A 21,069-nucleotide genomic window follows, 5' to 3' on the forward strand; every position below is an offset into this window, starting at 1 on the left:
TATATGAAAAGATATACAGATTTTGAAAGTATAATAGAAGATATATTGGGAGGGATTAAACCTGGGACAATTAATTGTATAGATTTTATGAAGCCAAGATTAATTGAATATATACCAGGAAAAAGTTTAACTATGGCTTTCCCAGTTTTAGAGGAATTTCTGAATCCGATTAGAAGTATGCAGGGAGGATTTATAACTGCTACTTTTGATAATACATTTGGTTCCATTTGTCATTATGAAACTAAAGGACAGCCAATGGCAACTATCGATATAAGCACTACATATCAAAGACCAATATTCATGGGAGACGAGCTTATAATTACTGTTTGGATAAAGTCCATGGGTAAAACTGTTATTCATATGGTGGGAGAAGGTCGAAACAAAGAAGGCAAGTTAGTCGCTACAGCAACTACTAATTTTATACTTTTAAACAATAAAAATAGATAGGACTGTGGTTATGTAGGTTTGTTAAAAGTAGAATTAAAAATAAAGAGCGTAAAACTATTTATAGAAAATATAGATAGTTTTGCGCTTTATTTATTTTGAATATACAAGAACAAATGCTTGGAATGAAGGTGTGATAATAGCTCTTTTCTCTGGTATAAGTGTAGCACTTTTCGTAGTAACATTAGTATTTGCATTTCATTCATTTAGAAATGAGATTTATGAAGATAGAGGGTATTTGACATTTACAATACCTATAAGCGGAAGGGAAATTGTTATTTCAAAGCTGATAACAACGATAATTTGGTTTGCTATAGCAAGTATTATTTCATTTATCTTTATTAATATTTTTATTAAGGTGTTATTTGACCAAAATATGATGAAGGCAATTGATGCGTATATTAATACAAAGGCGGTTGCCCTTATGTCAGTTTTGTTTAGCTTAGTAAACTTAATAATGTTGCTTTTAATGATATACTTTTCTATAACTATTACAAGGGTAGCGTTTAAAAGAAAGAAGCTTAGTAAGGCTTTAGGGTTTGTAATATTTATAGTACTAAATATTATAATATTTTATATCCAGCATGAAATAAGCTCTATTTTTCCTCAAACTATAAGCTTTCATTTTGATTTCCTTAAGAATAGTGCTCAGCTTAACGGAGAATATATGAATATTGATGAACAAGCGATGATATCTATAAGGAATTCAAGCTTAGATGTGAATATAGCAGCTGTAGTATATAGTATAGCAGTATATATAGGATTATTTCTTGGAACTGGGTATTTAATAGATAATAGTATAGATATATAGAAATGTTTTGATTAGGAAATTTATATTTAGTATTTGTAAAAGTGATTGTACTTTAAAAAGTATAATCACTTTTTTGCAATAAAAATAATGAAAGTATATATAAACATAAAGATTAATATTATAGTTGTAGAATACAGACTTTTAATTTTAAATAAAAGGCGGGGAGGGGAAAAGTTGATGAGATTGTTTACCAATAAAAATAAAGAAATAAGATCGGGATTTAAGATAGCTTTAGTTACTATTTTGTATACAATACTTAGTGTTACATTAGGGAGTTTTCTCTTAAGTATAATATACAGTATTGCAAACATACGTAATCCTATAGAGAGTAAAAAGATAGAAGAATATCTCTATAGTACAGAAGTAGGAGTTTTCTTATTACAATTGTTTGGTTTTATAGTTATGCTAATGAGTATGTTTATTGTATTAAGAATTATAGAAAACAAAAGATTTAAGAACATTGGATTTAACTCTATTAAAGAGAATGCAAAAGGATTATTAATGGGACTTATCTTAGGGTCAGGATCAATGACTGTAATTTTTATGGTTTTATTAATTTCAAGAAATATAACATTAAAAGAGTCATTAATGAATCCTAACTTTACAAGTAATGCTTTATGGGGAATAGCATTATATATTATTGTTGCATTAAATGAAGAGATTTTATGTAGAGGATATATACAAACGACTTTGAATCAAATGGGAAAACCATGGTTATCTGCAATTATAACTTCTGTTACATTTTCAGCTTTACACTTAGGTAATCCTAATGTAAAAACTATTGGTTTATTAAATATATTTCTAGTAGGATTATTATTTTCTTATATGTATATTAAAACTAAAAGTCTCTGGATGCCTATAGGGTATCATTTCACATGGAATTACTTCCAAGGGAATGTATTTGGTTTTCCTGTAAGTGGGACGACTCAATCTAAAGGAGTATATAATATTGAGATAGTAAGAGAAAATATATTAACCGGTGGTAGTTTTGGACCAGAAGCAGGTATACTTGCTACTATAGTTATAATGATAGGTGCAATCATAGTGTGGAAAGTGGCGAGCTATAAGAAAATTGCATAGCGATTTTCTTATAGCTCGTATACATTGCCAGGAGTATCAATATAAGGAAAACATACATTATAAAAGAAAATGAAAGTATATATGATTTAATTTGAGTTTAACAAAAGATTGAGCAAAATACAAACAAGTTATTCTGATAAGATATTCCTTGTCGCTTGGAGAGAGCAAAGAAAAAACAAACACTAATAATAAGTGACTAGTTCTTAAACAGAAGTTTATAAAGTAGTTGATTAAGTATTAGAGTTTAGTAGTTTAAGAGTTCTCAAAACAAGATGACATCAACTAAAAAAAGTTGTTGACAAAACACTTTGAAGTTGATACAATGAATAAGCTGTCGAGAGATGGCGAAGAAAACTTGGTCTTTGAAAATTAAACAGAAATTAAGGTAAATAAAATGCCAGTCAAAAACTTTAAGTAATGAGTAACAGATTAAACTTTTAAATTGAGAGTTTGATCCTGGCTCAGGACGAACGCTGGCGGCGTGCCTAACACATGCAAGTCGAGCGATGAAGTTCCTTCGGGAACGGATTAGCGGCGGACGGGTGAGTAACACGTGGGTAACCTGCCTCAAAGAGGGGGATAGCCTCCCGAAAGGGAGATTAATACCGCATAACATTATTTTTTCGCATGAGAAGATAATCAAAGGAGCAATCCGCTTTGAGATGGACCCGCGGCGCATTAGCTAGTTGGTGAGGTAACGGCTCACCAAGGCGACGATGCGTAGCCGACCTGAGAGGGTGATCGGCCACATTGGAACTGAGACACGGTCCAGACTCCTACGGGAGGCAGCAGTGGGGAATATTGCGCAATGGGGGAAACCCTGACGCAGCAACGCCGCGTGAGTGATGAAGGTCTTCGGATTGTAAAGCTCTGTCTTTGGGGACGATAATGACGGTACCCAAGGAGGAAGCCACGGCTAACTACGTGCCAGCAGCCGCGGTAATACGTAGGTGGCAAGCGTTGTCCGGATTTACTGGGCGTAAAGAGTATGTAGGCGGATATTTAAGTCAGATGTGAAATTCCCGGGCTTAACCTGGGCGCTGCATTTGAAACTGGGTATCTAGAGTGCGGGAGAGGAAAGTGGAATTCCTAGTGTAGCGGTGAAATGCGTAGAGATTAGGAAGAACACCAGTGGCGAAGGCGACTTTCTGGACCGTAACTGACGCTGAGATACGAAAGCGTGGGGAGCAAACAGGATTAGATACCCTGGTAGTCCACGCCGTAAACGATGAATACTAGGTGTCGGGGGGTACCACCCTCGGTGCCGCAGCAAACGCAATAAGTATTCCGCCTGGGGAGTACGGTCGCAAGATTAAAACTCAAAGGAATTGACGGGGACCCGCACAAGCAGCGGAGCATGTGGTTTAATTCGAAGCAACGCGAAGAACCTTACCTAGACTTGACATCTCCTGAATTACTCGTAACAGAGGAAGCCCTTCGGGGCAGGAAGACAGGTGGTGCATGGTTGTCGTCAGCTCGTGTCGTGAGATGTTGGGTTAAGTCCCGCAACGAGCGCAACCCTTATCGTTAGTTGCTACCATTAAGTTGAGCACTCTAGCGAGACTGCCTGGGTTAACCAGGAGGAAGGTGGGGATGACGTCAAATCATCATGCCCCTTATGTCTAGGGCTACACACGTGCTACAATGGCCGGTACAACGAGAAGCAAACCCGCGAGGGGGAGCCAAACTAAAAAACCGGTCCCAGTTCGGATTGTAGGCTGAAACTCGCCTACATGAAGTTGGAGTTGCTAGTAATCGCGAATCAGAATGTCGCGGTGAATACGTTCCCGGGTCTTGTACACACCGCCCGTCACACCATGAGAGCCGGTAACACCCGAAGCCTGTGAGGTAACCGCAAGGAGCCAGCAGTCGAAGGTGGGATTGGTGATTGGGGTGAAGTCGTAACAAGGTAGCCGTAGGAGAACCTGCGGCTGGATCACCTCCTTTCTAGGGAGAAATGAAAGCTCACAGCTTTCATAGACTGGAAATAATTTATCCTTAATTCTGTTTAATTTTGAAAGACTAATGTCTTTCATTAATTGTTCTTTGAAAATTGCACAGTGAATATTAAGAAATCTACTATAACTAAGTAATTAGTTTTAGTAATAAATCTCACTCAGTATATCTGAGGAGTGAAGTCTTGTATAACATTTATGTTTACAAGCGTCTAACGATCAAGTTAGAAAGGGCGCACGGTGAATGCCCTGGCACTAGGAGCCGAAGAAGGACGCGATAAGCTGCGATAAGCTACGAGTAGGCGCACACAGCCTGTGATTCGTAGATTTCCGAATGGGGAAACCCACATGATAAACATCATGTACTATATACTGAATTCATAGGTATATAGAGGTACACTCTGGGAACTGAAACATCTAAGTACCAGAAGGAAGAGAAAGAAAAATCGATTCCCTCAGTAGCGGCGAGCGAAAGGGGAAGAGCCCAAACCAGAAACTTTGTTTCTGGGGTTGCGGATAGATCATAACGCTTCAATCTTTTTAGTCGAAGAGAACTGGAAAGTTCTGTCGTAGAAGGTAATAACCCTGTAGGCAAAAAGAAGAGAGAAGTAGATCTACTCCAGAGTACCACGAGACACGTGAAACCTTGTGGGAAGCTGGGAGGACCATCTCCCAAGGCTAAATACTACCTAGTGACCGATAGTGAAGCAGTACCGTGAGGGAAAGGTGAAAAGAACCCCGGAAGGGGAGTGAAATAGAACCTGAAACCGTGTGCCTACAATCGGTCGGAGCACGTTAATGTGTGACGGCGTACTTTTTGTAGAACGGGCCAGCGAGTTACGATATGTAGCAAGGTTAAGCACCTACGGTGCGGAGCCGAAGGGAAACCGAGTCTGAACAGGGCAACTAGTTGCATATCGTAGACCCGAAACCGGGTGATCTATCCATGGCCAGGATGAAGCGGAAGTAAAATTCCGTGGAGGTCCGAACCACGTTGGTGTTGAAAAACCATGGGATGAGCTGTGGATAGCGGAGAAATTCCAATCGAACTCGGAGATAGCTGGTTCTCCTCGAAATAGCTTTAGGGCTAGCGTCGGGTAATTAAGTAGTGGAGGTAGAGCACTGAATGGGCTAGGGGCTGACAACAGTTACTGAACCCTATCAAACTCCGAATGCCACATACTGGTACCCCGGCAGTCAGACTACGAATGATAAGATCCGTGGTCAAAAGGGAAACAGCCCAGACCATCAGCTAAGGTCCCAAAGTGTAAGTTAAGTGGGAAAGGATGTGGGATTTCTAAGACAACTAGGATGTTGGCTTAGAAGCAGCCACTCATTTAAAGAGTGCGTAATAGCTCACTAGTCGAGAGATCCCGCGCCGAAGATGTAACGGGGCTAAAACTTACCACCGAAGCTATGGATGTGTACTACGTACACGTGGTAGAGGAGCTTTCTGCACAGGTAGAAGCCATATCGTAAGGAGTGGTGGACAGTGCAGAAGTGAGAATGCTGGCATAAGTAGCGAGAAACAGGTGAGAATCCTGTTGGCCGAATATCTAAGGTTTCCTGGGGAAGGCTCGTCCTCCCAGGGTTAGTCGGGACCTAAGCCGAGGCCGAAAGGCGTAGGTGATGGACAACTGGTTGATATTCCAGTACCACCAAAATGCGTTTGACAAATGGGATGACGCAGGAGGATAGGATGTGCGCACTATTGGATGTGCGTCTAAGCACTTAGGATGTTGAGTAGGCAAATCCGCTCAATTTAAGTCTGAGGTGTGATGGGGAGCCCTATGGGCGAAGTATCTGATTCCACGCTGCCAAGAAAAGTCTCTATGGAGCAAATTGGTGCCCGTACCGCAAACCGACACAGGTAGATGAGGAGAGAATCCTAAGGCCGTCGGAAGAATTGCTGCTAAGGAACTCGGCAAATTAACCCCGTAACTTCGGGAGAAGGGGTGCCTCCGAGAGGAGGCCGCAGTGAACAGGCCCAAGCAACTGTTTATCAAAAACACAGGTCTCTGCTAAAGCGTAAGCTGATGTATAGGGGCTGACGCCTGCCCGGTGCTGGAAGGTTAAGGGGAATGCTTAGCGCAAGCGAAGGTATGAACTTAAGCCCCAGTAAACGGCGGCCGTAACTATAACGGTCCTAAGGTAGCGAAATTCCTTGTCGGGTAAGTTCCGACCCGCACGAATGGCGTAATGATTTGGGCACTGTCTCGGCAGCAAATCCGGTGAAATTGAAGTGCAAGTGAAGATGCTTGCTACCCGCGGTTGGACGGAAAGACCCCGTAGAGCTTTACTGTAGCTTAGCATTGCATTTCGGTATTGTCTGTACAGGATAGGTGGGAGACTAAGAAGCGAGAGCGTCAGCTTTCGTGGAGTCGTCCTTGGGATACCACCCTGACAGTACTGGAATTCTAACTGGCGGCCATGAATCTGGTCACAGGACATTGCTAGGTGGGCAGTTTGACTGGGGCGGTCGCCTCCTAAAAGGTAACGGAGGCGCTCAAAGGTTCCCTCAGCGCGGTCGGAAATCGCGCGTAGAGTGTAAAGGCAGAAGGGAGCCTGACTGCGACACATACAGGTGGAGCAGGGACGAAAGTCGGACTTAGTGATCCGGTGGTTCTGTATGGAAGGGCCATCGCTCAACGGATAAAAGCTACCTCGGGGATAACAGGCTGATCTCCCCCAAGAGTCCACATCGACGGGGAGGTTTGGCACCTCGATGTCGGCTCGTCGCATCCTGGGGCTGTAGTCGGTCCCAAGGGTTGGGCTGTTCGCCCATTAAAGCGGCACGCGAGCTGGGTTCAGAACGTCGTGAGACAGTTCGGTCCCTATCCGCCGTGGGCGTAGGAAATTTGAGAGGAGCTGTCCTTAGTACGAGAGGACCGGGATGGACTGACCTCTGGTGCACCAGTTGTTTCGCCAGAAGCACAGCTGGGTAGCTATGTCGGGAAGGGATAAACGCTGAAAGCATCTAAGCGTGAAGCCCACCTCAAGATTAGATTTCCCATAGCGTAAGCTAGTAAGATCCCTGGAAGACTACCAGGTTGATAGGTTAGGGGTGTAAGTGCAGTAATGTACTCAGCTGACTAATACTAATAGATCGAGGACTTGATCTAAATATTAAATTCACTGTGCAATTTTGAGAGAACAAAATTCTTTCAATGACACTCATTCAATTAATTTGGATGTTAGGTCATCTGGTGATTATGGCGTGAAGGATACACCCGTACCCATCCCGAACACGATGGTTAAGCTTCACAGCGCCGATGGTACTGCACTGGAGACGGTGTGGAAGAGTAGGACATCGCCAGGTTTAATATGGCTCGATAGCTCAGTCGGTAGAGCAGAGGACTGAAAATCCTCGTGTCCCTGGTTCGATTCCTGGTCGAGCCACCAGGAAAACTCTAATTGCGTACGCAATTAGAGTTTTTTTATTTGCTTAAATTACTTATCATTAATATGATAGTAATATTAATAGTGTTATCTAGCTTAGATTAAATACAGATTATAAGTGTTAATACAAAGAAATTAATTATTTCATATATATTAAAATTTAAATATAAAAAATGTGTTGACAAGTTATAATATGGCTGATATAATAGCTATTGTGCTTAGAGATAAGTAGAAAACTTCTCAGTACAACTGATGAGTACTAAAATTCTTAAGGACAAGGAAACTCGCTCAACTGATATTGAGGAGTAACCGACCATCACAAAATCGAAGATTTTGGATGTCAGGTCATCTGGTGATTATGGCGTGAAGGATACACCCGTACCCATCCCGAACACGATGGTTAAGCTTCACAGCGCCGATGGTACTGCACTGGAGACGGTGTGGAAGAGTAGGACATCGCCAGGTTATATGATCCACTAGCTCAGTCGGTAGAGCACTTGACTTTTAATCAAGTTGTCCGGAGTTCGATTCTCCGGTGGATCACCAAAACGCACTTCATATGAAGTGCGTTTTTTATTTTACTACTAAATAATTATTTCATTAATATAGTGTTTTAAAAAGTATTACGTATACAAACCTTTGTATGTTATTATAGATTGGTAAGCTTTAGGCTTTCAAATATCTTTAAAGGAGTTTATGTATGAATAACAAAATATTAGCTAAAGTTAATGGAAGAGAAATAACAGAACATGAAGTTGAAGCTTCAATTGGGAAGTTTCCTAGAGACAAACAAGCATATTTGTCTACAGAACAAGGTAAAAGACATTTAGTTGAGCAATTAGTTTCATTTGAGTTGTTTTATAACTATGGAAAGGATAATGGCCTAGATAAATCAGAAGAATTTATGGAAAGGTTAGAAATGTTAAGAAGAGAAGCACTTACTCAAATGGCTATAGATAAAGTGATTTCTGAAGTGAGTGTGACAGATAAAGAAGCAGAAGAGTATTATAAAGCTAATAAGGATATGTTTAATGCTGGAGGTAAAGTATCAGCAAGTCATATTCTTGTAGATTCAGAAGAAGTAGCTAATGAAGTAGCTGAAAAGATAAAAGGTGGATTATCATTTAAAGATGCAGCAGCAGAATATTCGACTTGCCCATCAAGTGCTGAAGGCGGGAACCTAGGACAATTTGGTAGAGGACAAATGGTTCCAGAATTTGAAGATGCAGCATTTTCTTTAGAAATAGGTGCATTAAGTGAACCAGTAAAAACTCAATTTGGATACCACTTAATAGTAGTAAATGATAAAGTAGAGACAGAAGTGCCTTCTTTTGATAAAGTAAAGGATATGCTGAAAGCTCAACTATTACAAGAAAAACAAAATAATAAATATATGTCTTTTGCAGAAGAATTAAAAAGTAAGTATTCAGTAGAAATAAAATAATGATATAGATTATATAAAAAAGGAGAATATGATAGATTATATTCTCCTTTTTTATATAATCTATCATATTCTCCTTAAGAAATAAGTTACTATAATCATATACTTTACCAGGAGTGTCTTGTACCGTAAAATTGAATAAAGTATGTGATAAGTAAAGTATAAATGATATAACATTGTATAATAGGCTTTTCATAAGAACATAATATATTTTATTTTGATAAGATATTCCTTGTCGCTTCGAGAGAGCGAAGAAAAAACAATTTCAACTAAGAAAAGGTTGTTGACAAAACAACTTAAAGTTGATACAATAACTAAGCTGTCGAAAGGCAGTAAAGAAAACTTGGTCTTTGAAAATTAAACAGAAATTAAGGTGAATAAAATGCCAGTCAAAAACTTTAAGTAATGAGTAACAGATTAAACTTTTAAATTGAGAGTTTGATCCTGGCTCAGGACGAACGCTGGCGGCGTGCCTAACACATGCAAGTCGAGCGATGAAGTTCCTTCGGGAACGGATTAGCGGCGGACGGGTGAGTAACACGTGGGTAACCTGCCTCAAAGAGGGGGATAGCCTCCCGAAAGGGAGATTAATACCGCATAACATTATTTTTTCGCATGAGAAGATAATCAAAGGAGCAATCCGCTTTGAGATGGACCCGCGGCGCATTAGCTAGTTGGTGAGGTAACGGCTCACCAAGGCGACGATGCGTAGCCGACCTGAGAGGGTGATCGGCCACATTGGAACTGAGACACGGTCCAGACTCCTACGGGAGGCAGCAGTGGGGAATATTGCGCAATGGGGGAAACCCTGACGCAGCAACGCCGCGTGAGTGATGAAGGTCTTCGGATTGTAAAGCTCTGTCTTTGGGGACGATAATGACGGTACCCAAGGAGGAAGCCACGGCTAACTACGTGCCAGCAGCCGCGGTAATACGTAGGTGGCAAGCGTTGTCCGGATTTACTGGGCGTAAAGAGTATGTAGGCGGATATTTAAGTCAGATGTGAAATTCCCGGGCTTAACCTGGGCGCTGCATTTGAAACTGGGTATCTAGAGTGCGGGAGAGGAAAGTGGAATTCCTAGTGTAGCGGTGAAATGCGTAGAGATTAGGAAGAACACCAGTGGCGAAGGCGACTTTCTGGACCGTAACTGACGCTGAGATACGAAAGCGTGGGGAGCAAACAGGATTAGATACCCTGGTAGTCCACGCCGTAAACGATGAATACTAGGTGTCGGGGGGTACCACCCTCGGTGCCGCAGCAAACGCAATAAGTATTCCGCCTGGGGAGTACGGTCGCAAGATTAAAACTCAAAGGAATTGACGGGGACCCGCACAAGCAGCGGAGCATGTGGTTTAATTCGAAGCAACGCGAAGAACCTTACCTAGACTTGACATCTCCTGAATTACTCGTAACAGAGGAAGCCCTTCGGGGCAGGAAGACAGGTGGTGCATGGTTGTCGTCAGCTCGTGTCGTGAGATGTTGGGTTAAGTCCCGCAACGAGCGCAACCCTTATCGTTAGTTGCTACCATTAAGTTGAGCACTCTAGCGAGACTGCCTGGGTTAACCAGGAGGAAGGTGGGGATGACGTCAAATCATCATGCCCCTTATGTCTAGGGCTACACACGTGCTACAATGGCCGGTACAACGAGAAGCAAACCCGCGAGGGGGAGCCAAACTAAAAAACCGGTCCCAGTTCGGATTGTAGGCTGAAACTCGCCTACATGAAGTTGGAGTTGCTAGTAATCGCGAATCAGAATGTCGCGGTGAATACGTTCCCGGGTCTTGTACACACCGCCCGTCACACCATGAGAGCCGGTAACACCCGAAGCCTGTGAGGTAACCGCAAGGAGCCAGCAGTCGAAGGTGGGATTGGTGATTGGGGTGAAGTCGTAACAAGGTAGCCGTAGGAGAACCTGCGGCTGGATCACCTCCTTTCTAGGGAGAAATGAAAGCTCACAGCTTTCATAGACTGGAAATAATTTATCCTTAATTCTGTTTAATTTTGAAAGACTAATGTCTTTCATTAATTGTTCTTTGAAAATTGCACAGTGAATATTAAGAAATCTACTATAACTAAGTAATTAGTTTTAGTAATAAATCTCACTCAGTATATCTGAGGAGTGAAGTCTTGTATAACATTTATGTTTACAAGCGTCTAACGATCAAGTTAGAAAGGGCGCACGGTGAATGCCCTGGCACTAGGAGCCGAAGAAGGACGCGATAAGCTGCGATAAGCTACGAGTAGGCGCACACAGCCTGTGATTCGTAGATTTCCGAATGGGGAAACCCACATGATAAACATCATGTACTATATACTGAATTCATAGGTATATAGAGGTACACTCTGGGAACTGAAACATCTAAGTACCAGAAGGAAGAGAAAGAAAAATCGATTCCCTCAGTAGCGGCGAGCGAAAGGGGAAGAGCCCAAACCAGAAACTTTGTTTCTGGGGTTGCGGATAGATCATAACGCTTCAATCTTTTTAGTCGAAGAGAACTGGAAAGTTCTGTCGTAGAAGGTAATAACCCTGTAGGCAAAAAGAAGAGAGAAGTAGATCTACTCCAGAGTACCACGAGACACGTGAAACCTTGTGGGAAGCTGGGAGGACCATCTCCCAAGGCTAAATACTACCTAGTGACCGATAGTGAAGCAGTACCGTGAGGGAAAGGTGAAAAGAACCCCGGAAGGGGAGTGAAATAGAACCTGAAACCGTGTGCCTACAATCGGTCGGAGCACGTTAATGTGTGACGGCGTACTTTTTGTAGAACGGGCCAGCGAGTTACGATATGTAGCAAGGTTAAGCACCTACGGTGCGGAGCCGAAGGGAAACCGAGTCTGAACAGGGCAACTAGTTGCATATCGTAGACCCGAAACCGGGTGATCTATCCATGGCCAGGATGAAGCGGAAGTAAAATTCCGTGGAGGTCCGAACCACGTTGGTGTTGAAAAACCATGGGATGAGCTGTGGATAGCGGAGAAATTCCAATCGAACTCGGAGATAGCTGGTTCTCCTCGAAATAGCTTTAGGGCTAGCGTCGGGTAATTAAGTAGTGGAGGTAGAGCACTGAATGGGCTAGGGGCTGACAACAGTTACTGAACCCTATCAAACTCCGAATGCCACATACTGGTACCCCGGCAGTCAGACTACGAATGATAAGATCCGTGGTCAAAAGGGAAACAGCCCAGACCATCAGCTAAGGTCCCAAAGTGTAAGTTAAGTGGGAAAGGATGTGGGATTTCTAAGACAACTAGGATGTTGGCTTAGAAGCAGCCACTCATTTAAAGAGTGCGTAATAGCTCACTAGTCGAGAGATCCCGCGCCGAAGATGTAACGGGGCTAAAACTTACCACCGAAGCTATGGATGTGTACTACGTACACGTGGTAGAGGAGCTTTCTGCACAGGTAGAAGCCATATCGTAAGGAGTGGTGGACAGTGCAGAAGTGAGAATGCTGGCATAAGTAGCGAGAAACAGGTGAGAATCCTGTTGGCCGAATATCTAAGGTTTCCTGGGGAAGGCTCGTCCTCCCAGGGTTAGTCGGGACCTAAGCCGAGGCCGAAAGGCGTAGGTGATGGACAACTGGTTGATATTCCAGTACCACCAAAATGCGTTTGACAAATGGGATGACGCAGGAGGATAGGATGTGCGCACTATTGGATGTGCGTCTAAGCACTTAGGATGTTGAGTAGGCAAATCCGCTCAATTTAAGTCTGAGGTGTGATGGGGAGCCCTATGGGCGAAGTATCTGATTCCACGCTGCCAAGAAAAGTCTCTATGGAGCAAATTGGTGCCCGTACCGCAAACCGACACAGGTAGATGAGGAGAGAATCCTAAGGCCGTCGGAAGAATTGCTGCTAAGGAACTCGGCAAATTAACCCCGTAACTTCGGGAGAAGGGGTGCCTCCGAGAGGAGGCCGCAGTGAACAGGCCCAAGCAACTGTTTATCAAAAACACAGGTCTCTGCTAAAGCGTAAGCTGATGTATAGGGGCTGACGCCTGCCCGGTGCTGGAAGGTTAAGGGGAATGCTTAGCGCAAGCGAAGGTATGAACTTAAGCCCCAGTAAACGGCGGCCGTAACTATAACGGTCCTAAGGTAGCGAAATTCCTTGTCGGGTAAGTTCCGACCCGCACGAATGGCGTAATGATTTGGGCACTGTCTCGGCAGCAAATCCGGTGAAATTGAAGTGCAAGTGAAGATGCTTGCTACCCGCGGTTGGACGGAAAGACCCCGTAGAGCTTTACTGTAGCTTAGCATTGCATTTCGGTATTGTCTGTACAGGATAGGTGGGAGACTAAGAAGCGAGAGCGTCAGCTTTCGTGGAGTCGTCCTTGGGATACCACCCTGACAGTACTGGAATTCTAACTGGCGGCCATGAATCTGGTCACAGGACATTGCTAGGTGGGCAGTTTGACTGGGGCGGTCGCCTCCTAAAAGGTAACGGAGGCGCTCAAAGGTTCCCTCAGCGCGGTCGGAAATCGCGCGTAGAGTGTAAAGGCAGAAGGGAGCCTGACTGCGACACATACAGGTGGAGCAGGGACGAAAGTCGGACTTAGTGATCCGGTGGTTCTGTATGGAAGGGCCATCGCTCAACGGATAAAAGCTACCTCGGGGATAACAGGCTGATCTCCCCCAAGAGTCCACATCGACGGGGAGGTTTGGCACCTCGATGTCGGCTCGTCGCATCCTGGGGCTGTAGTCGGTCCCAAGGGTTGGGCTGTTCGCCCATTAAAGCGGCACGCGAGCTGGGTTCAGAACGTCGTGAGACAGTTCGGTCCCTATCCGCCGTGGGCGTAGGAAATTTGAGAGGAGCTGTCCTTAGTACGAGAGGACCGGGATGGACTGACCTCTGGTGCACCAGTTGTTTCGCCAGAAGCACAGCTGGGTAGCTATGTCGGGAAGGGATAAACGCTGAAAGCATCTAAGCGTGAAGCCCACCTCAAGATTAGATTTCCCATAGCGTAAGCTAGTAAGATCCCTGGAAGACTACCAGGTTGATAGGTTAGGGGTGTAAGTGCAGTAATGTACTCAGCTGACTAATACTAATAGATCGAGGACTTGATCTAAATATTAAATTCACTGTGCAATTTTGAGAGAACAAAATTCTTTCAATGACACTCATTCAATTAATTTGGATGTTAGGTCATCTGGTGATTATGGCGTGAAGGATACACCCGTACCCATCCCGAACACGATGGTTAAGCTTCACAGCGCCGATGGTACTGCACTGGAGACGGTGTGGAAGAGTAGGACATCGCCAGGTAAGGTTAAAACACTAAGCATTTGCTTAGTGTTTTTATATTTTTTGAGTTCCTATATTAATAGTAGATATAATATGTTTTGGTGTATAATCATATTATAAGAATTTACTTAGGAGATGGTATAGAATGGAGAATATTAATCAACTTAAATTAATAATTAAAGATAGTTCAAATATTGTATTTTTTGGAGGAGCAGGCGTATCAACAGAGAGTAATATACCAGACTTTAGGTCAACTAATGGGATATATAAAACTAAAAATAACTACTCTCATTCTCCAGAGATTATGTTAAGTCATAGTTTTTTTATAAGACATACAGAAGATTTCTTTGACTTTTATAAAGCAAAAATGATATATAAAGAAGCTAAGCCTAATGATGCTCATATAGCCCTTGCAAAGCTTGAAAACATGGGTAAATTAAAAGCTGTTATAACACAAAATATTGATGGACTTCACCAAATGGCAGGGTCTAAAAATGTATTAGAACTGCATGGTTCAGTACTTAGAAACTATTGCATGAAATGTAATAAAGGTTTTAATTTAGAGTATGTTATGGATAGTAAAGAACTTATACCTCATTGTAGTGAATGTGATGGAGTTATAAAACCAGATGTTGTATTATATGAAGAAGCTCTAGATATGAATATTATGGAGAATGCTATTAGACATATTAGGGAAGCGGATACTTTAATTGTAGGTGGAACATCCCTTATAGTTTATCCCGCAGCAGGGTTAATAGAGTACTTTAATGGAAAAAACTTAGTTCTCATAAATAAGGAAGCTACGTCTTTTGATAATAAAGCAGATTTAGTTATTAATGATAGTATAGGAAAAGTACTTAAATCCATAATTTAATTAGCAAAAATGTAGAGGCTATATAAATCTCATCTACTTAAGAGATTTATATAGCCTTTACTTATTAAGTATTATCCTTTTGAGTAGTATCATTTTTAGCATTATAATCATTCTTTAAATCATCAGTTGAAGTAGTTGTTGACATAATATTTCTGCCATGATTTAACTTATTGTATTTTTTACAAATATACAATATTACTAAAACAATTAGTGTAAAAGCAACCAAAAATGGTAATATAATTGATATAAATATTAAAGAAGCCTGAAAGAATATACCTAGTTGCTTTATAGAATTAGTAAACGCATAAGCCATTCTCTTTAATAATCCATTAGAGTTTTCAGGAGCGATTTTTGTAACTTCTTTAACTTCTTGAATTTGTAACGTTATAGTTGAAAAGGTTACTAAGTTATCCCACTTTTTTAAGCTGCCTGTGAGAGAATCTAGTTGATATCTTATTTCAGTTAAATGTTTTTCAAGCTCAATGATATCTGAAAGTTTATCTGTTTTCTTTAATATATCTAGTATTCTTTCCTCTTGAATAAGTAAAGATTTTACTCTTGCTTCTGTATCAAAATATTGCTCAGTTATATCGTCTCCTTTTGATTCTTGATATGTTATTGTTCCATATATCTTAATGCTTGTAAAAAATTTAGAGTGTTCATTTTGAGGCACTCTTACTGTAAAAGTACCATGGCGTTTTGAAGGAGCATTATTAATATCAATTCCTTTTCCTTGAATAGACGAAGATTGGACATAACCACCTATAGAATTAACATAATTCTGAACACTAGTTATTGTTTCGTCAAACTTTACAGTTTCTAAATTTATTTGACCTGTTTGAATAATTTTATGTCCCGTTTGAACATTAGAATTAGTAGATGGAGGAGCTAAAGATTCTGATTCTTTTAAGAAGACAGAGTCTTTATTCTTTTGATAAGATGGTTCTGATGTAGGAACGCTTTCTGTAGAACCTACCATATCAGAGGTAGAGTTTTTAGATGATCCGCAGCCTACTAATGTTAAAAGTACTAAAAATGTAGCTAATACTAAACTTAGATACTTAAAATAATCTTTATTAGTTTTTGATTTAATCATTAAATTGCATCCTTAAAATACTATTAAGTAATTTAATCTGACTAACTTGCAGTTTTAAAAATGACTTCAAAACTATATACGAAGCTTGTAGTAGGTTAGTTAGTATAACAGTATTTTAATTAAATAATGTAATGGAAATATGATAAGAAATTATAAAAGTTTAAAATATAAGTGTATATAAGCTAGGATAAATTGACCACTTACTTTTTACTAAAAAATATTGTATAATTAGATGATTATAATTATCAAGTGAAGGAAATACTGCACTTTCAAACGGAGTAGATAATTTTTAGGAGGAATAAAAAAATGGAAAAGAATAAAGGAAGAGAAGGCTTTTCGTCGGCACTAGCAGCTTTCTTTGCTACCTTAGGATCGGCTGTTGGTTTGGGAAATATTTGGAAGTTTCCTTATGTAGTAGGCCAAAATGGAGGAGCCGCATTTTTATTAGTTTACTTTTTAAGTATAATTTTTATTGGACTTCCAATTATGGTTAGTGAATTCTATACAGGAAGAAAAACAGGTAAAAATGTTATTGGTGCTATTGAAGAACTAACACCAAAGAAGCAATGGAAGATTATAGGTATTTTTTCGATTTTAAGCGCTTATTTTATATTGTTTTTTTATAGTTCAGTTGGTGGATGGGTTTATTCATATGTGTTTAAAGTTATAAGAGGAGATTTTAATAACGTAACAGCAGAATCAGCAGGAGAGAAATTTGGAAATACAATTTTAGGGGTTACATCTCCTATTATGTGGCAGATTATAATGATAGTTGTTGTTTCTACTATTTTAATATTAGGAGTTAAAAATGGAATAGAAAAAATAACAAAAACACTTATGCCTGTGCTATTTTTATTAATTATAATATGTAATATTAGAGCTTTAACTCTTCCAGGTGCAAGGGAAAGTCTTAAATTCTTATTTAAGGTAGACTTTTCTGCACTAAGAGCTGAAGGAGTACTTATGGCCATGGGTCTAGCTTTCTTTAAGTTATCTCTAGGTATGGGATGTATGATCACTTATGGAAGTTATTTTACTAGAAAGGATAACATGATGGGAACAGCAGCTAAAGTTGCCATATCAGATACTGTAGTGTCACTTTTAGCTGGAATTGCAGTATTCTCAGCAGTATTTTCATTTGGAATTGAGCCTACAAGTGGGCCAGGTCTTTTATTCGTAACTATTCCTCTTGTATTTAGTAAGATTCGATTTGGTAGTGCATTGCTGTTAGCTTTCTTTGTATTAGCTTCTATAGCTGCTACAACAGCTATGACATCTATGTATGAAGTTGTAATTGCATATTTTTCAGAGCAAAGAGGGATGTCAAGAAAGAAGGCAGTAATTATAAATTCAGTAGTTATAGTTATGATAGGAGCACTTGCTGCTCTCTCAGCTGACTCAGCAGGAGTTCTTGGGGGAATAACTATATTTGGAAAGACTTTCTTTGATTTGTTTGACTATATTTCTTCATATATACTTTTACCTTTAGGTGGACTTCTGATAGCTATATTTGTTGGATATAAGTTACCTAAAGAAGACATAAAAAGAGAGCTTTCTAATGAAGGAAAACTCAATTTAAGTAAGTTGATTGATTTCTATTATTTTATATTAAAATATGTTACTCCAGGACTGGTATTTATAGTATTCTTATCATCAATTGGAGTACTGGATAGGTTAATAGAAATTTTAAGAGGAATCATATAAAGAACACATATAAGGTACATGTAGTATAGAGCTGTGAAATATAAAAATAGCTTTATACTACATGTATCTTATTTTTATTAATAGCTATTTTACTACGGGATCTAATATAGTGATTTCTCCTATATTACAATCAATATATGCTTCTACTCCTATAGGAAGAGTAAGTTTAGGATAATCGTGTCCAGACATAAAGTTAGATAGCGTAGGTTTATTTAGGGAGAGTATTCTATCTAACATTATCTCATTTATAGTTAGGCTTCTTTCATAGTTTGGAAGAGAACAATCTGTAAACTGCCCTATTATAAAACCCCTACATTTTTGAAGCTTACCAGCCAGATGAAGATGAGTTAAAAGTCTATCTATAGCATAAGGCTGTTCACCGATATCTTCTATAAACAAAATGTTGTCTTTTGTATCTATTTCATAGGGAGTGCCTATAGTTGATGCAATTAAAGATAAATTGCCACCTACAATTTTCCCTTTAGCCTTACCACGTATATTACATATAATATTTGTATTTAAGGGATTTAATAATCTGTAAGGCATATAACCATTCATTAAAGTGCTTAAAAAGCTACTTAATGTATCTGTATCTGTAAAGTCAGAATTTCCCATGGGTCCATGGAAGGTTATAAGTCCACAATATGATGAAAGTGTGTTTAAAAATACAGTTATATCACTATATCCTATAAAAATTTTAGGGTTATCTTGTATAACATTGAAATCTAAATAAGGAAGTAATCGCATAGAGCCATAGCCACCGCGCATGCATAGAATCATATCTACTTCATTATCCTTAAACATATCCATTAAATCCTGTGCTCTATCCTCATCTTGACCTGCTAGATAACCCCATTTATCATATAAGTGTTTACCTTCTTTTACTTTAAAACCTTGAGATCTTAAAAAACAAATGCTTTTTTTTATCTTATCTGGATCCTCTGGACTAGCTGGAGATATAAGTCCTATTGTATCTCCATATTTCAACCTCTTACCTATCATAATACCACACCCAAAAATTACTATACTATATATAATATAGCATTGATATATGGTATCTGATACTTTAAATTATAACTAGGCTCAAAAAATTATTATAATTAGATAGAATTAAATAATCTAAAACGAGTGTAAAATGACTATTAGTTTTTTATACAATGCAAAACCAAGATAGAGTGAAAAATAGTATAAGTATGGCACGTGAAACCATTTACATTCAACTAAAACGCTTTATATTGGACTAAAACTGTCGAAAAAGGGTTTGTACTATTTTAAAAAAAGCGAGTATAATTGCTATGTAATTTCAATTAATGGACTGGAGGCAATTTAGCTATGTATAAGGAAATAGTAGAAAGAAAGAGAATAGCTAGTATATTTATAATATTATGTTCTTTAGTTCTTTATATAGTTATATCCGATGTAATTCGAAACTTAAGAGTTAGTAATTATACAGTTGGAGGGTATTTAACTATTTTATTAACTCTTGTTGTAGTAGTATTTACAATAAGTCAAATAGGAAAGTGTAAAGTGAGATATAAATATTCTATAATAGCTGATGAGCTTACTATTTATAGAATTAAGGGTTCAAAAGAAGAGGCAGTTGAAAGTATAAAAATTAGAGATATTGAAAAGGTAAAAAAATCAGGATTGAATATTAGTTTATTAATTGCTAAGAAGTATGGATGTATATGTTTTGGCAATGGATTATATATATGTAAGTATAAAAATGGACACGGAACAAGCAAGTTTTACTTTGAACCAAGTTGTAAGCTAGTAGATAAATTAGATGTTCTAAGAGGTAGAAAAGCTTGTTAAAAACACTAGGTATTTAATTTACCTAGTGTTTTTTTATTTTTTATTGAGTTCTAATCTTGCATCGGAAAGTAGTTCGGATTTTTGTATAAAATCTAACCCAGTAAAAGCAAGTACCTTAACAGCATCTAAGATTTTCTCACGAGCAAAAGAAGAAATAGTTGCAGCTCCGAAATCCTGTGATGCATATTTTATAGTATCATCATCTGTAATTTTTATAAGAAATCTAAGACAAGGAACTATTTTACTTACATTTCCTAAACTTAAACCGTATGGTAGAGAGACATCTTCTTCTATGTTAATGATTCCTACTTCTTTTAGGTTATGAGAAAAAACCCTTGATAAGGTTTTATTACATTTAAAGCTATCATAAGGAACTCCTGATAATGTTACTTCAGCATTAATACTTATTAACTCGTTTAGACTAGTAGTAAGTAAGCAAAGCTTTTTGCGAATATACTCTCCTTCATTTAAGCTTGGAGATTTAATGGAGAAAGAAACTTCTGCACAATTAGTTTCAATTCGTGGATCACAATCACCATTTATAGATACTCTATCTATGTGGCAATCCTTAGAATATCTATTAATAATAGTATTTATAGAATTTAATGTATATAAGCATGCATCAAAAGCCGAACATTTAAATAGCTCATTACAATCAACAGGTTCTGAACAAGAGTATTTGATTTTAAGTGGTAATATAGCAGGAGAATTACAACAATTAGCAGTAATTACACTAGGTTGAGCCATTAATATAATATCTAGGTCATCAAATGCACCTTGTTTCATCATAGTGACCTTAGAGCCACCTGAGAACTCACCAGGACAACCTATTACTACTACCGATCCACCATTTTTTTCTATAACCTTTGATAGACCAAGAGCTGCTCCAATTGACATTGAAGATACTAAATTACTACCAAGGATATGACCCTGTTTACAGGAACAATCATATTCACAGATGTATGCGATTTTTGGATGGCCTTCTCCAAATTGTGCTCTAAAAGCAGTAGGAATATCTAAGAAGTTTTCTTCTATATTAAATTTGTTATTTCTAAGAATATTGATTAAGTATTCAGAAGCTTTATATTCACAAAAGCTTTCCTCAGGATAATCATATAAATATTTAGATAATTTATAGAGGTCCTCTTCAATAGAAACTAAGTATTTAATTATTTCCTGTTTCATATATAATCTTCTCCTTAACTGAAG

10 protein-coding genes, 2 tRNA genes and 7 rRNA genes are annotated in these 21,069 nt (G+C 39.0%); 16 read left to right on the forward strand and 3 right to left on the reverse strand.

Annotated features, from left to right (window positions below; all coding sequences use genetic code 11):
* Window positions 1-3: 3 nt before the first annotated feature.
* From ACX0KU_RS05590 to ACX0KU_RS05655, 14 genes are all read left to right on the forward strand, one after another.
* Window positions 4-447 carry a PaaI family thioesterase gene (locus ACX0KU_RS05590; RefSeq protein ID WP_472991881.1) on the forward strand — a complete coding sequence of 148 codons (444 nt, stop codon included), beginning with the start codon at window positions 4-6 and terminating at the stop codon, window positions 445-447.
* 130 nt (window positions 448-577) lie between these two features.
* Complete coding sequence (locus ACX0KU_RS05595; RefSeq protein WP_472991883.1) at window positions 578-1,255, forward strand: hypothetical protein; 678 nt, start codon at window positions 578-580, stop codon at window positions 1,253-1,255.
* Window positions 1,256-1,432: 177 nt separating this feature from the next.
* Entirely contained in the window at window positions 1,433-2,335 is a 903-nt protein-coding gene (locus tag ACX0KU_RS05600; RefSeq protein ID WP_472992412.1) for a lysostaphin resistance A-like protein, read from the forward strand.
* A gap of 438 nt (window positions 2,336-2,773) precedes the next feature.
* Window positions 2,774-4,282, forward strand: a 16S ribosomal RNA gene (locus ACX0KU_RS05605).
* A gap of 225 nt (window positions 4,283-4,507) precedes the next feature.
* A 23S ribosomal RNA gene (locus ACX0KU_RS05610) occupies window positions 4,508-7,412 on the forward strand.
* An 80-nt stretch (window positions 7,413-7,492) separates the two neighbouring features.
* Window positions 7,493-7,609, forward strand: a 5S ribosomal RNA gene (gene rrf, locus ACX0KU_RS05615).
* Window positions 7,610-7,616: 7 nt separating this feature from the next.
* A tRNA-Phe gene (locus ACX0KU_RS05620) sits at window positions 7,617-7,692 on the forward strand.
* A 345-nt stretch (window positions 7,693-8,037) separates the two neighbouring features.
* Window positions 8,038-8,154 (forward strand): 5S ribosomal RNA (gene rrf, locus ACX0KU_RS05625).
* Window positions 8,155-8,159: 5 nt separating this feature from the next.
* A tRNA-Lys gene (locus ACX0KU_RS05630) sits at window positions 8,160-8,235 on the forward strand.
* A gap of 154 nt (window positions 8,236-8,389) precedes the next feature.
* A complete protein-coding gene (locus ACX0KU_RS05635; protein WP_472991884.1) occupies window positions 8,390-9,133 on the forward strand; it encodes a peptidylprolyl isomerase in 744 nt (247 codons plus the stop codon).
* Between the two features lie 423 nt (window positions 9,134-9,556).
* A 16S ribosomal RNA gene (locus tag ACX0KU_RS05640) occupies window positions 9,557-11,065 on the forward strand.
* 225 nt (window positions 11,066-11,290) lie between these two features.
* A 23S ribosomal RNA gene (locus tag ACX0KU_RS05645) occupies window positions 11,291-14,195 on the forward strand.
* An 80-nt stretch (window positions 14,196-14,275) separates the two neighbouring features.
* Window positions 14,276-14,392, forward strand: a 5S ribosomal RNA gene (gene rrf / locus ACX0KU_RS05650).
* The 16S, 23S and 5S rRNA genes sit together here with 2 tRNA genes alongside, the layout of an rRNA operon.
* A 124-nt stretch (window positions 14,393-14,516) precedes the next feature.
* A complete protein-coding gene (locus tag ACX0KU_RS05655; RefSeq protein ID WP_472991885.1) occupies window positions 14,517-15,245 on the forward strand; it encodes an NAD-dependent protein deacylase in 729 nt (242 codons plus the stop codon).
* 64 nt (window positions 15,246-15,309) lie between these two features.
* On the opposite strand, the gene ACX0KU_RS05660 is transcribed toward ACX0KU_RS05655, so the two are convergent.
* Window positions 15,310-16,341 carry a DUF4349 domain-containing protein gene (locus ACX0KU_RS05660; protein ID WP_472991886.1) on the reverse strand — a complete coding sequence of 344 codons (1,032 nt, stop codon included), beginning with the start codon at window positions 16,339-16,341 and terminating at the stop codon, window positions 15,310-15,312.
* Window positions 16,342-16,647: 306 nt separating this feature from the next.
* Between ACX0KU_RS05660 and ACX0KU_RS05665 the strand changes: the two genes are divergently transcribed.
* Window positions 16,648-18,045 carry a sodium-dependent transporter gene (locus ACX0KU_RS05665; protein WP_472991887.1) on the forward strand — a complete coding sequence of 466 codons (1,398 nt, stop codon included), beginning with the start codon at window positions 16,648-16,650 and terminating at the stop codon, window positions 18,043-18,045.
* Between the two features lie 84 nt (window positions 18,046-18,129).
* Here ACX0KU_RS05665 and ACX0KU_RS05670 read toward each other — a convergent pair whose 3' ends face one another.
* A complete protein-coding gene (locus ACX0KU_RS05670) occupies window positions 18,130-19,047 on the reverse strand; it encodes a S66 peptidase family protein (RefSeq protein WP_472991888.1) in 918 nt (305 codons plus the stop codon).
* 330 nt (window positions 19,048-19,377) lie between these two features.
* Here ACX0KU_RS05670 and ACX0KU_RS05675 point away from each other — a divergent pair, with 330 nt between their 5' ends.
* Complete coding sequence (locus ACX0KU_RS05675) at window positions 19,378-19,860, forward strand: hypothetical protein (protein ID WP_472991889.1); 483 nt, start codon at window positions 19,378-19,380, stop codon at window positions 19,858-19,860.
* 33 nt (window positions 19,861-19,893) lie between these two features.
* Here ACX0KU_RS05675 and ACX0KU_RS05680 read toward each other — a convergent pair whose 3' ends face one another.
* Window positions 19,894-21,045 (reverse strand): zinc-binding metallopeptidase family protein, encoded by a 1,152-nt coding sequence (locus ACX0KU_RS05680; protein WP_472991890.1) that lies wholly within the window; start codon window positions 21,043-21,045, stop codon window positions 19,894-19,896.
* Between the last annotated feature and the right edge of the window lie 24 nt (window positions 21,046-21,069).

The organism is Clostridium sp. X (assembly GCF_055755365.1).